This is a genomic window from Chryseobacterium formosum, from assembly GCF_026460885.1.
Taxonomy (GTDB): domain Bacteria; phylum Bacteroidota; class Bacteroidia; order Flavobacteriales; family Weeksellaceae; genus Chryseobacterium; species Chryseobacterium formosus.
Genome location: NZ_JAOVZW010000003.1, coordinates 121,012 through 133,878, shown reverse-complemented (window position 1 = coordinate 133,878; position 12,867 = coordinate 121,012). Strand labels below are relative to the sequence as shown.

The 12,867-nt window shown below is 32.6% G+C and carries 12 protein-coding genes and 1 riboswitch; of the genes, 7 read left to right on the top strand and 5 right to left on the bottom strand.

What is annotated here, in order from left to right:
- Positions 1-24 precede the first annotated feature (24 nt).
- On the bottom strand, positions 25-873 hold the full coding sequence (gene folP, locus OF897_RS04045) for a dihydropteroate synthase (protein WP_267264413.1): 849 nt from the start codon (positions 871-873) through the stop codon (positions 25-27).
- A gap of 113 nt (positions 874-986) precedes the next feature.
- Between folP and OF897_RS04040 the strand changes: the two genes are divergently transcribed.
- The 7 genes from OF897_RS04040 to OF897_RS04010 all read left to right on the top strand — a co-directional run bounded on the left by OF897_RS04040 (position 987) and on the right by OF897_RS04010 (position 9,120).
- The gene (locus tag OF897_RS04040; protein WP_267264412.1) at positions 987-1,541 is read left to right on the top strand and encodes a DUF1599 domain-containing protein; all 555 of its coding nucleotides are present in this window, start codon (positions 987-989) and stop codon (positions 1,539-1,541) included.
- A gap of 11 nt (positions 1,542-1,552) precedes the next feature.
- Positions 1,553-2,662, top strand: a complete 1,110-nt coding sequence (locus OF897_RS04035; RefSeq protein ID WP_267264411.1) for a BT_3928 family protein — start codon at positions 1,553-1,555, stop codon at positions 2,660-2,662.
- 88 nt (positions 2,663-2,750) lie between these two features.
- Entirely contained in the window at positions 2,751-3,101 is a 351-nt protein-coding gene (locus OF897_RS04030) for a tellurite resistance TerB family protein (protein ID WP_267264410.1), read from the top strand.
- A gap of 20 nt (positions 3,102-3,121) precedes the next feature.
- Positions 3,122-5,248, top strand: coding sequence for a S9 family peptidase (locus OF897_RS04025; RefSeq protein WP_267264409.1), 2,127 nt, complete (start codon positions 3,122-3,124; stop codon positions 5,246-5,248).
- Positions 5,249-5,503: 255 nt separating this feature from the next.
- Positions 5,504-6,262 (top strand): triose-phosphate isomerase, encoded by a 759-nt coding sequence (gene tpiA / locus OF897_RS04020; RefSeq protein WP_267264408.1) that lies wholly within the window; start codon positions 5,504-5,506, stop codon positions 6,260-6,262.
- Positions 6,263-6,413: 151 nt separating this feature from the next.
- A riboswitch (cobalamin riboswitch) is annotated at positions 6,414-6,609 on the top strand.
- Between the two features lie 103 nt (positions 6,610-6,712).
- A complete protein-coding gene (locus OF897_RS04015; RefSeq protein WP_267264407.1) occupies positions 6,713-7,990 on the top strand; it encodes a YncE family protein in 1,278 nt (425 codons plus the stop codon).
- Positions 7,991-7,998: 8 nt separating this feature from the next.
- Positions 7,999-9,120 carry a T9SS type A sorting domain-containing protein gene (locus OF897_RS04010; protein WP_267264406.1) on the top strand — a complete coding sequence of 374 codons (1,122 nt, stop codon included), beginning with the start codon at positions 7,999-8,001 and terminating at the stop codon, positions 9,118-9,120.
- Positions 9,121-9,195: 75 nt separating this feature from the next.
- Here OF897_RS04010 and clpP read toward each other — a convergent pair whose 3' ends face one another.
- The 4 genes from clpP to OF897_RS03990 all read right to left on the bottom strand — a co-directional run bounded on the left by clpP (position 9,196) and on the right by OF897_RS03990 (position 12,810).
- Positions 9,196-9,882, bottom strand: coding sequence for an ATP-dependent Clp endopeptidase proteolytic subunit ClpP (gene clpP / locus OF897_RS04005; protein ID WP_267264405.1), 687 nt, complete (start codon positions 9,880-9,882; stop codon positions 9,196-9,198).
- Between the two features lie 100 nt (positions 9,883-9,982).
- Positions 9,983-10,318, bottom strand: a complete 336-nt coding sequence (locus tag OF897_RS04000; protein WP_267264404.1) for a hypothetical protein — start codon at positions 10,316-10,318, stop codon at positions 9,983-9,985.
- A 37-nt stretch (positions 10,319-10,355) separates the two neighbouring features.
- The gene (gene dnaG / locus OF897_RS03995; RefSeq protein ID WP_267264403.1) at positions 10,356-12,341 is read right to left on the bottom strand and encodes a DNA primase; all 1,986 of its coding nucleotides are present in this window, start codon (positions 12,339-12,341) and stop codon (positions 10,356-10,358) included.
- A 19-nt stretch (positions 12,342-12,360) separates the two neighbouring features.
- Positions 12,361-12,810 carry a hypothetical protein gene (locus OF897_RS03990; protein WP_267264402.1) on the bottom strand — a complete coding sequence of 150 codons (450 nt, stop codon included), beginning with the start codon at positions 12,808-12,810 and terminating at the stop codon, positions 12,361-12,363.
- Positions 12,811-12,867 lie beyond the last annotated feature (57 nt).

Sequence of the window (12,867 nt, the reverse complement as noted above, 5' to 3'; positions counted from 1 at the left end):
TTGTTGATTCGTGGAAGAATGTAATTACAAATTTAGAAATTCATCAACAGTTTTCTTCGCTTCCGCAACATCATGCACTCTCAAAATCTTTGCGCCTTGTTTTAAAACTTTTAAATGTAATTTTTGAGTTTCTTCGTTAATGTCTAAAGCAGATTTTCCTAAAGGTTTATAAATAAAAGATTTTCTTGAAATCCCAATCAGTAAAGGATATTTTCCAAAGCCTAAAAATTGGGTTTCATCAATCATTTTCATTTGATCTTCAACCGTTTTTCCAAATCCAAAACCGGGATCAAGAATGATATCTTTAATTCCTTTTTGTAAAATTTCGTTTGCTTTTTTTGTGAAATATTGATTGACATTCAGTGTAATATCATCAAACTTAATTTTATTATGCATCGTTTCGTAGGAAGAATTAACGTGCATTAAAATGTAGGGAAGCTTTGTTTCGGCAACCGCATCAAACATATTTTCATCAAATTGTCCGCCCGAAATATCATTTACAATATCAACTCCTTCATTAAAACCAAATTTTACAGTTTCAGCATAAAAAGTATCAAGAGAAACTAAAGCTTCAGGAAACTCTTTTTTGATGTTTGAAATTATAGTTCCGATTCTTCTGATTTCTTCATCACTACTCAAAAATTCAGCATTTGGTCTTGTAGATTGTGGACCGATATCGATAATTTCCGCTCCATCTTTCAACAATTTTTCAGCCTGTTGTAAAGCTGATTTTTCATTATTAAATTGTCCACCGTCAGAAAAAGAATCCGGTGTGAGATTTAAAATTCCCATGATTTTTGGAGAACTTAAATCAACCAATTTTCCGTTGCAGTTGATTGAATAATTATTGATGAATAATGAATGATTTTCCATGGTGCAAAAATACTTACTTCTTGCTTTAAAGCTACAATTTCCAAGTAAAAAACTATTATCTTATTCCTTTTACCTAAAACCTAATTTGTATCTTTGAAAGATTAAGGAAATTTATGTCAAAAACTTCAGAACAGTTCGGTAAAATCATCAGTGAATGTCGTGATCTTTTCAGTAAAAAAATGCATGATTATGGTGCAGCTTGGAGAGTTTTACGCCCAAGTTCGATTACCGACCAAATTTACATTAAAGTCAACAGAATCCGCACTTTACAGATGACCGATGTAAAAATGATTGATGAAAGTGAGGAAGGAGAATTTGTCGCTATTGTTAATTATTCAATTATCGGATTAATTCAGCTGGAAAAAGGTCTTTCGAACGATTTTAATGAAAATCCTGAAGAAATTCTAAATCTTTACGACAAATATTCTGCTGAAGCTCAAGCTTTAATGGAAAAGAAAAATCACGATTATGGTGAAGCTTGGAGAGATATGAGAATTTCTTCCATCACCGATTTAATTTATCAAAAAGTACTGAGAACCAAACAAATTGAAGACAATCAGGGAAAAACTTTGGTTTCTGAAGGTTTGGATGCCAATTATTTTGACATGCTGAATTACGCAGTTTTCTGCCTTATTAAATTTTCTGAACAAACAACTCAACCGAAATAAAAACGATTATTATGATAAAAGGTTTATTACGTTTCATTATTGCAATTATTTTCATCGCTTCAGGTTTTGTAAAAGCTGTGGATTTGGTAGGATTTTCCTTTAAAATGGAAGAATATTTTTCGCCTTCGGTTTTCAACATGCCGTTTTTGGAGAAATTTGCCCTACTTTTTTCAATCATTGTAGTTGTTCTTGAGTTATTCTTAGGGTTTTTACTTTTATTAAAATTAAAACTGAAATTCACGCTTTCTGCACTGATTGCACTTTGCATTTTCTTTGGATTTCTAACGTTCTATTCAGCTTATTTTAATGTTGTTACAGATTGTGGTTGTTTCGGAGATGCAATTAAATTTACACCCTGGGAAAGCTTTGTGAAAGATGTGGTTCTTTTGGTTGGTCTAGTTATTCTTTTCATTCTATATAGAAAAGAATTCACTAAAAAAGATGCCTACAGTGATAATAATAAACCTGAAAACAATAAATTTAAATCAGTCGCTTTAGGCGTTTTCTGTGGAATAATGATCGTTATTATGTCAATGGGAATTATCAACGAACCTATTATTGACTTCCGTGATTATAAAATCGGAACAGATTTGAAAGCTGAAAAAGCAAAAATCAATAAAAACCCTTCTGAATACAAAACGGTTTATTCAATGAAAAATTCTAAAACTGGAGAAGTTTTAAAAGTAAATCAGGACGATTATGTTAATCAGACAAAATATTGGGAAGAAGGTTCGCCGTGGAAAATTGAAGAAGGTAAAAATGAATCTAAATTAATCAAAGAAGGTTATAAATCTGAAATCGTAAAATTCAAAATTGAAGATCCTACCGGAATTGATTTGACTGACGAAATCATTAATGCTCCGAAAGCTATAATTGTTTTCTCATATCATCCGAAAGAAGTTTCACCTGAATTAATTAAAAACGTTGAAGCTAAAGTAAACGCTCAGAAAGGAGCTCTAATCTATGGAGTTTCTACCGATCAAACTACTTTTAAAACCATCAAAAACGCAATGATGGACGGAACTGCAATTAAAACCATTGCAAGAAGTAACCCATTCGTTTTAACATTAGAAAAAGGAAAAATTGTAGCCAAACAGCCTGCTAAAAAATATATTGACTAGATTTTTTTAGTCAGTTATGAATGGTGAATTGTCAATTTTAAACTTTGTGAAATATTAAACTTAGAACATTAAACTTTAAATTAAAAAAATGCAAAAATCAAATAAATCTATCGCTGGTTATCATTTATTAATGATTCTTTCGTCTGTTGACGGAGAATTTGCTCCTGAAGAAGGAATGTTGGTGCAACAATATCTTGCTGACGAATTTCCTTTTAAAATGAATTTAGATAATGAACTGGAAACTATCGCTTTACTTCAACCAGAAGAGTGGAAAGATCATTTTGAATTTCACGGACGTTGTTTTTTGGATGATTCTACAGAAAAGGAGCGTTTACACTTTATTCAATTTGCTAAAACATTGATTAAGGCTGATGATAAAGTGACAGACGAAGAACACACATTCTACGTTCTTCTGAAGAATCTTTGGAATTTAAACTAAATTAAAACACAAATATTGATATGAAAAAAACTTGCCTATCCCTTTTAATAATGAGTACAACAATGTTTCAATCTCAGATTTTCCCTGATATGAAAGCTCCGATTGCCGATAAAAAACAGCACTTGAGAAATATTCATGGTGATAAAGTGAATGATCCTTATTACTGGATGATTGATTATTTCAAAAAAGGAAAAGATTCTACACAAGTGGTTAATTATCTCACCGCTGAAAATTCTTATTGGGAAGGAATGATGAAAGATACAGAACCTTTCAGAGAGAAACTTTTTCAGGAAATGAAGGCAAGAATTAAAGAAAAAGACGAATCTGTTCCGGTTTTCAAGAAAGGTTATTATTACTACACCCGAACTGAAACCGGAAAACAGTATTTTAAATATTGCAGAAAAAAAGATAATCTTAGTTCTCCCGAAGAAATTCTTTTGGATGTAGATCAGCTTGCGGAAGGTCATGCTTACTATTCTGCAGCAGGTTTCAGCATCAGTCCGGATAATTCTAAAATGATTTACGGAGTTGATGATGTTTCGAGAAGACAGTATAAATTATTTTTAAAAGACCTAAATACAGGAAAAACAACCGATTTAGGAATTAAAAACACAACAGGTTCTGCAACCTGGGCGAATGATAACAAAACAATTTTCTATACAGGAAAAAATCCTGAAACACTTTTAACAGAGAAAATTTACAGACATTCTTTAGGAACTGATCCCTCAAAAGATGTTTTGGTTTATGAAGAAAAAGACAAGGCCAACTATATCGGTGTCGGAAAATCTAAGAATGAAAAAATCATTATGATTGTTTCTTCGGCAACAACTTCTTCAGAAACAAGATATATTAATGCAGATGAACCGAATGCAGGCTTCAAAGTTTTTCAGCCAAGGATGAAGGATGTTTTGTATGATGTAACGCCTTTGGAAGACAAATTTTTAATCACCACCAATAAAGATGCACTGAATTTCAAAGTGATGGAAACTCCTTTGGACAAAACAGGAGTTGAAAGCTGGAAAGATTTCATGCCTCATCGAAAAGATGTTTTGATGGAGGGAATCAGTGAGTTTAAAAATTATCTCGTTTTCAGTGAAAGACAAAACGGACTTTCACAGTTGGTAATCATTGACAGAAGAACCAATAAAAAAGAGTTCTTAAAATTCGACGAAGCAGCTTACACCGTTTATCCATCAGGAAACCCTGAGTATAATACTGATTATTTCAGATTCGGATATACTTCGATGATTACTCCTAGTTCACAATATGAGCAGAATTTACAAACAGGAAAAAGAACTTTACTCAAACAACAGGAAGTTTTGGGAGGTTACAATAAAGCCAATTATGTAACGGAAAGACTTTTCGCTTTTGCAAAAGACGGTACAAAAATCCCAATTTCTATTGTTTATAAAAAAGGATATAAAAAAGACGGTAAAAATCCACTCTTACTCTACGCTTACGGTTCTTATGGAAGTTCGATGGATGCAACTTTCAGCAGTACAAGACTGAGTCTTTTAGATAGAGGTTTTGCTTTTGCGATTGCCCATATTCGTGGAGGTCAGGAAATGGGAAGACAATGGTATGAAGATGGTAAAATGATGAAAAAGAAAAATACATTTACCGATTTCATCGATGCCGGAGAATTTTTAGTGAAAGAAAAATACACGTCACCAAAACATTTATACGCTCAAGGCGGAAGTGCAGGTGGACTTTTGATGGGAGCTGTTGTGAATATGAAACCTGAATTGTGGAATGGAGCCATTGCACAGGTTCCGTTTGTGGATGTTATCAATACTATGTTGGATGAAAGTATTCCTTTGACAACAAATGAATATGATGAATGGGGAAATCCGAACAATAAAGAAGCATACGATTATATGAAATCTTATTCTCCGTATGAAAATATTGAGCGAAAAAACTATCCGAATTTATTGGTAACAACAGGTTTGCATGATTCTCAGGTACAATATTTTGAGCCTGCAAAATGGGTAGCCAAATTGAGAGATTTAAAAACAGATAAAAATGTTTTATTCTTAAAAACCGACATGGAATATGGTCATGGTGGTGCTTCCGGAAGATTTGATTATCTGAAAGATATTGCGCTTGAATATGCTTTCATGTTTAAATTGGAGGGAATTAATAAATAGTAAAAAACGAGTTAAAATTATAATTAAGACTTATTTTTAACGCAACGTTCGCAGGGTAAATATTAAATAGTAATCATTATTTCGTTCGCAAAGGCACTTCGTTCAGCAAAGGCTAATTGCGAACATAGCTGAGTGAAACGCCTTTGCGAACGAAAAATATTTTCAAGTATTATAAAAAACTTTGCGAACATTGCGTTTAAATAATAATTATATTTAAATAAAAAACAAAAGAAACAAAAAGATAATATAGAAACTATGAGAAGAAAAATAGTTGCAGGAAACTGGAAAATGAACAAAAACGTCATTGATGCTCAACAATTAATGATTCAATTATTAGGTTATAAAAACGATAATAAAACCAACTGTGAAGTTTGGATTGCGCCTCCTTCTTTGTATTTAATGATGGCAAAAGACATCTTTGAAAAAGACGAGATCGGAGTTTTTTCTCAGGATATGAGCGAATATGAAAGCGGAGCTTACACAGGTGAACTTTCTGCAGATATGTTGGAATCTATCGATGCTACAGGTTCATTAATCGGTCATTCTGAAAGAAGACAATATCACGGTGAGAATGACGAAAGCTGCAACAAAAAAGTAAAATTGGCTTTAGATAAAGGTTTAATTCCTGTTTACTGTAATGGGGAAACTTTAGAGCAAAGAAAAGCAGGACAACATTTAGACGTTGTAAAAACTCAGACCGAAACTGCTCTTTTCACACTTTCTGCCGAAGAAATTAAGAAAGTTGTTATCGCTTACGAACCAGTTTGGGCAATCGGAACAGGTGAAACTGCAACCCCGGAACAGGCGCAGGAAATCCACGCTCACATCAGAGGAATTATTGCTGAAAAATACGGACAGGAAGTTGCTGACGAAATTTCCATTCTTTACGGTGGTTCTGTAAAACCTGATAACGCAAAAGAAATTTTCTCTCAACCTGATATTGACGGTGGTTTAATTGGTGGAGCTGCTTTGAAGCTTGAAGATTTTTCAAAAATTATTGAAGGTTTTAATTAAGAAACAATTCACATAAAAAAGTAAAGACATATCATTTGATATGTCTTTTTTAGTTAAATCAATAAAATAAGTACTAAAAAAACAACTATTATTCAACATAATTTTAAAATCATTAAATTGTTATTAAAATATCATTCAATTTTTAAATAATATCTTTGCAAAAGTTTAAGGTTGAACCCATGCGTTCATTAATAGGGAATCAAGTGAAGTAACATAATTCTTGAGCTGTACCCGCAACTGTAAGCTATTCAACTTATTATAAGTAAAACCACTGTTTTGTTTCAAACGAAATGGGAAGGTAATAATAAGATGCAAGCCAGGAGACCTGCCTTAGATTAATTTCAACTTTCGGGAATAAAAGTTTATGGGATCAAATCTTCGGATATTTTTTCATGACTGTTTTATCCTGCAGTGAAGTTTCGGGAACAAAACTTTAAATTTAATTATATCATGAAGAAAATCTATTTTCTTATTCTTGCGTTTGTAATTTCTTTTGCAAATGCTCAAACTGAAGGAGTCTTGGTACTCAACGAAGGCGGTGCCGGAAGCAATACTGCTGAAATATCGCTTATCAACAACCAATCGGTTGTCACCAACAATTATTATAAAATTAAAAATAACAATGCCGTATTGGGCGACACAGCTCAAGACATTAAAATTTTTGGTGATAAAATTTTTGTGGTTCTAAATATTTCAAACCAAATCAAAGTCATCAACAAATCTGATTTTACTTTGATTACAACAATTTCGACCAATCTTAACAATCCAAGATACATTGCTTTTAATGGCAACAAAGCTTACGTTACCAATTGGGGAAGCGGCAGTAGTACTACTGATGATTATGTGGCTGTGTTTAATCTTAACAATTATACTCACGAAACCAATATTTCTGTAGGGAATGGTCCTGAAAAAATCTTCAGCAAAAACAACAAATTATATGTTTTGCTAAAAGGAGGTTACGGACTGAATCAGTTTATGGATATAATCAATACGACAAACAATACCGTTGAATCTCAGGTAAACGTTGGGAATTCTCCAAACAGTATTTTTGAAAAAGATAATTTGCTGTACATTATGAGTTCGGGAGATCCTTACTCTGCAACATCATTTGGAAGGCTTACTGTTTACAACACGACTACTCAAAGTGTAGCTTCAAGCACAACATTTCCTGTCGGTGTAAAACCATCTTATATGGATACTGACGGAACGAATATCTATTATATGAACGAAGCTTCGATTTATAAAACACCGATTGCCTCTCCTTCAATCACGACGTCACCAATTGCAGTTACTCCGATTACTGTAAACAGTTATGGAACCGCTTATGGATTTAATGTTGTTAATAATAAAATTTATGCAGCCGATCCTTCAGGATATGTCGCAGCAGGAAAAATTTACACCTACGATTTACAAGGTTCTTTATTGAATACTTTTACAGTGACTTCTTTGCCTAATCAGATTATCGCTTACAACAGCGCCTCTCTTTCAACAGTTGAAAATTCAAAAGCTTCTAAATTATCAATATATCCAAATCCTTCAAGCAATAAGTTTTTTGTACAAGGCTTAAATTCAGGAAATGTTCAGGTTTATGATTTAAATGGAAGAATGGTGATTAACACTCAATATTCAGAAAACGGAATTGATGTAAGTACACTTTCTAAAGGAGTTTATGTTGTAAACATAACAGATAAGAGTAACAGTTTTAGCGAAAAATTAATCATTAAATAAGATTAAAAATGCAAAAAATATTAAGTTTTACATTTACTTTTATCGTTGGATTTTGTCTTGCGCAATTTACAGCGAATGATGTAAAGTTTTTTGTAGGAACAGGCTCACAAACAGCCTATTTTGTTGCCGATTTTAAAGATGGAACAGATGACAGATCTTATGTTTGGGGAGTGAGATTCAATTACGGACAAAATATTACAGGTCCACAGATGATGCAAATGATTAAAAGTGTAGAACCTGCATTTGATTATAATTTAACTTTTAACAACGGTTTTCTCGATAAAGTTTCCTTTAATAACCATATTGCGCAGTCGGTTCCTGATTATTGGAGTTTATGGAGCGGAAGCGATACAAATAATTGGTCTATGGGAGGATGGATGAATTCCGGAACAATTGCAAATGGAGAATGGTATGGTGCAAGTTATGGGTTTAGCAATCCAACTGCTGAAGCTCCTGCAACACCGATTCCTGCATATAGTTCACTTTGGTATAATGCATCTCAAATTACTAATTGGATCGGAACAGGTTCTAACAAAAGCTTAGTTGTTGTAGACTTCGGAACTAATAATTCAAACGGAAATGCCAATTCTTTTGTTTTTGGAATTCAATACAATGGAACAATCACAGCAGAACAGGCTTTACAGCTAATTGATGCTCAAACAAGTACATTTAGTTATACTTCAGCTGCGAATCAGGTTTCAACATTGTCGTTAAATTCTTTTTCTGGAACAGCAAGCGGAACAAACACTTGGAAGTTGTACAAAGGAACCAATTTATCAAACTGGAAAACCAACGCTAATCTTTCAGCCATTACTTTAAATAATAATGACTGGTTCGGTTTAAGTTTTGGAACGAGAAGGCCATTTACTCCAACAGAAGCGAATGCAACTTTGAGTGTTTCAAATTCTGTGAAAGAAAGTTTTAAGATTTATCCAAATCCGGCGAGTGATTTTGTTGTTATTGAAACTAAAGATGATATTAAAAGTATTAACATTTACTCTATTTCAGGACAAAAAGTTTTAAATACTCAGGATAAAAAAATTAATATTCAAAGCTTACAATCGGGAGTTTATTTTGTTGAAATTAAAACAGACAAATCAACTACGACTCATAAGATTATCAAAAAATAAACGATTCTAAAAACAATAAAAATCCCCGTTCAATGATAAAAGTGAACGGGGATATTTATTTTGATTAAAGAAAAATTACTTCTTCTCTTTAGATCTTTGTAAAACTTCGTCTACCATTCCAAACTCTTTGGCTTCAGTAGAAGTCATCCAGTAATCTCTGTCTGAAGCTTTCTCCACCCACTCGTAAGTTTGACCAGAATGATCTGAAATAATGTCATACAACTCTTTTTTAAGCTTCAACATCTCTCTCAAATTGATTTCCATGTCCGAAGCAACACCTTGAGCTCCACCAGAGGGTTGGTGAATCATCACTCTTGAATGTTTCAAAGCAGAACGTTTCCCTTTTTCACCTGCAACTAATAAAACAGCTCCCATTGAAGCAGCAATACCAGTACAGATTGTAGCAACATCAGGCTTAATAATCTGCATCGTATCATAAATTCCTAGACCTGCATAAACGCTTCCTCCAGGAGAGTTGATGTAAATTTGAATGTCTTTTGAAGGATCTGCACTTTCTAAGAATAGCAACTGAGCCGTTACAATGTTTGCAACCTGATCGTCAATTCCTGTTCCTAAGAAAATAATTCTGTCCATCATCAAACGAGAAAAAACGTCCATTTGAGCAACGTTTAATCTTCTTTCTTCCATGATGTAAGGCGTAAGATTCGTTGGACCATACATTCCCATATACTGATCGGTTACCAAACCGCTGTTTCCTAAATGTTTCGTAGAGAAATCTCTGAATTCTTTTTTAATGTCCATATTTCTATCGGTATTTTTAAAATTTATTTAAACTGTAAATTACAACTTTTATTCCTAAAAATTAATAGGACTTTTTGTCAGAAAAAATATAAATTACTTATTATAAAAATCTATTTCCTATTCGAAAAACTTCGTTTTTATTAAACTCAATAGCTTTCTTGAAGCTTTCATTCCAAATAAATATATCTATATTTCTAAAATTTTCTGCAATTTTTTTTGAAATATCTTTTTTACTAATTTGTACTGAATCATTTCTGGTTGTAACAAAATAGAGGCTTTCCTCATGGAAATTTTCATTAATTATTTTCTGTAGTTTTTTCTCATCAGTCTCTTTATCAATACCTAAAAAAATCCATTCGCTATCGTTTCTGAAAATATTCCAAATTATTTTATCTATATAGATTTTATTAGATTCATAAATTAATCTTGATTCCATCATATTTCAATATAATTTCTTTAAGATAATGTGAAAACTATCTCTTCCTATCAACATAAATTCCTTTGATAGGCGAATATTCAATAATATCACTCAATCTCATTGAAGCCTTTTTTAATAAAGTAATTTTTTTAATGAGTTCAAAATATTTTACCTCATCTGTGCTGCTGTATTTTTCGAGTTCAGCTATTGTTTCTTTCATTAAATAATCGATATATCGGTATTTATGAAGTAAAACATCCCCTTTAATTTGTTCGGCAACTTTATCGCCATAATTTGGCGGATGTATATTTCTTGAACTCCAATTTTCAAGCTCATCCAAAGGAATCAATGCATCAACAACTTTTGTTGTAATCTGCTCATCCATAAAACTGACAAAAAAACTTCCACTTCGAAGCTCGTCATTCTGAATTCCTTCTTTTACCTGATTGATAATAATTTCGTTACCCTTTACAAGAAATTTATACTGTTCTTCTTCAAAATGATGCAAAATTTCTTCAATAACTGTAATTTGATATTCTGTATTATTATCGTCAGTTCGTTTTAATACAATGTCGCCGAACATCAACATGTGATCAACCAATTTGTTTTCCATGAATAAAACATCATACAAATAAGGATCGCTTTTTTCCTCATCAAAAGGAACGATCTCCATTTTTACAGGAGCAGCAGTTTCCTTTTGTTGTTGAGCGTGTTGATTGTGATTTTGAGCAACCTGTCTTTGAACATCCAGCTCATTAAACAAGCTCTGCTCAGAAAGGCCAAATTTATTTGAAACTTCTTTCAAATAAACCTCTCGCTTTAAAGCATTTTGAACAAAGCCAACCGATTTTACAATATCACGGATTGCTTCAGCTTTTTTTATCGGATCATTTCCGACCTCTTTTAAAAGAATTTCAGCTTTAAAATCGATGAAATCCATCGCCTGATTTTCGATGAATTTTTCCACATATTCCTGTGGATGTTTTCTAGCAAAAGAATCGGGGTCATCACCATCCGGAAAAAGAAGAACTCGGATGTTCATCCCTTCCGTCAAAAGCATATCAATACTTCTGAAACTCGCTTTAATTCCCGCATTATCACCATCAAAAAGAATCGTCACATTTTCCGTGAGTCTTTTGATGAGTTTAATTTGCTCCGTCGTTAAAGAAGTTCCTGAACTCGCCACAACATTCTCAATTCCGGACATATGAAGTGAAATCACATCCATATAACCTTCCACCAAAAGACAAATATTTTTTCTGGAAATCGCCTGTTTGCTTTGGTTTAATCCATAAAGAACATTCGATTTATGATAAATTTCTGTTTCGGGAGAATTGAGATATTTGGCAGTTTTAATATTATTTTTAAGAATTCTGGCTCCAAAACCTAAAACTCTGCCTGAAAAACTGTGAATCGGAAACATTACTCTTTCACGGAAACGGTCGATTCCGTTTGGAGCATTTTCGGGGAAAATTGCCAAACCGGATTTCTCTAAAATCTCTTTTGAATATCCTTTTTCAATTGCATATTCTGTAAATGAATTTTTCTTTTCAGGTGAAAAGCCAAGCTGAAATTTTTTGATGATATCATCCTTCAGTTCACGCTCTCTGAAATACGAAAGTCCGATTGCTCTTCCTTCATCATTTTCCCAAAGAATATTTTGAAAATAATCATTGGCAACCTCATGTATTTTATAAAGAATATCTCTTTCAGACTGTGCATTTTTCGCTTCCTCAGAAAACTCACGCTGATCTTCTTCAATTTCAATTGCATATTTTTTGGCAGCATGACGAAGTGCTTCAGGATAGGTGAAATTTTCGATTTCCATTAAAAAAGAAATCGCAGTTCCTCCTTTTCCTGTTGAGAAATCTTTCCAAATCTGTTTGCTTGGAGAAACCACAAAACTGGGCGACTTTTCTTCGTGAAACGGACTCAAACCTTTAAAATTTGATCCCGCTCTTTTCAACTGCACATATTCACCAACAATCTCTTCTACGCGGATTGTTGAAAATATTTTATCTATCGACTGCTTGGAAATCATATTGGCAAAAATACGAATTTCAGTATTGGTTTGGGCTAATTTTGTAGTACTCTAAAATTTTCTTTTTTGAAAAGTCACTAAGCTTTACAGCTAAACCTTTGTCTCTATATTTCCAAAATTCTAAACTGCTCTGAGCAAATAAAGTATCTTTCTCATTTATAAAAGCAAAAGAATAATTACCATCATCTAAATCAAAAACTTGATTTTTAGCAACAATTTTATTCTTAATATTGGAAAGTTCGTTTTTTAAAGTGTTATCTTTAATCTTAACGATTGCCATTTCCTCATTAGGGTCAAAAAAATCTTGTAGAGAAGAAGACAACGTACTGTTATTATTTGAGTTTAAACCATTGTAATAATATAATCTAAACTCGTTACTTCGGCAAGAAAAGAAAATGGCACATAACATTAATAATGATAGAAATTTCATTGATTCCCATTTTTTTAGATTGATATTTCTTTTTTCCATTTAATAATTAAAATATGTATAAATTTCCTTACAAATTTGAAGGATCTCAACTTCTAA

Bases quoted from the DNA above. Each gene is read 5' to 3' on its own strand.
- clpP (WP_267264405.1), bottom strand. From the start codon at position 9,882: ATGGACATTAAAAAAGAATTCAGAGATTTCTCTACGAAACATTTAGGA.
- OF897_RS03990 (WP_267264402.1), bottom strand. From the start codon at position 12,810: ATGGAAAAAAGAAATATCAATCTAAAAAAATGGGAATCAATGAAATTT.
- tpiA (WP_267264408.1), top strand. From the start codon at position 5,504: ATGAGAAGAAAAATAGTTGCAGGAAACTGGAAAATGAACAAAAACGTC.
- OF897_RS04035 (WP_267264411.1), top strand. From the start codon at position 1,553: ATGATAAAAGGTTTATTACGTTTCATTATTGCAATTATTTTCATCGCT.
- OF897_RS04025 (WP_267264409.1), top strand. From the start codon at position 3,122: ATGAAAAAAACTTGCCTATCCCTTTTAATAATGAGTACAACAATGTTT.
- OF897_RS04030 (WP_267264410.1), top strand. From the start codon at position 2,751: ATGCAAAAATCAAATAAATCTATCGCTGGTTATCATTTATTAATGATT.
- OF897_RS04000 (WP_267264404.1), bottom strand. From the start codon at position 10,318: ATGGAATCAAGATTAATTTATGAATCTAATAAAATCTATATAGATAAA.
- OF897_RS04015 (WP_267264407.1), top strand. From the start codon at position 6,713: ATGAAGAAAATCTATTTTCTTATTCTTGCGTTTGTAATTTCTTTTGCA.
- folP (WP_267264413.1), bottom strand. From the start codon at position 873: ATGGAAAATCATTCATTATTCATCAATAATTATTCAATCAACTGCAAC.
- dnaG (WP_267264403.1), bottom strand. From the start codon at position 12,341: ATGATTTCCAAGCAGTCGATAGATAAAATATTTTCAACAATCCGCGTA.
- OF897_RS04040 (WP_267264412.1), top strand. From the start codon at position 987: ATGTCAAAAACTTCAGAACAGTTCGGTAAAATCATCAGTGAATGTCGT.
- OF897_RS04010 (WP_267264406.1), top strand. From the start codon at position 7,999: ATGCAAAAAATATTAAGTTTTACATTTACTTTTATCGTTGGATTTTGT.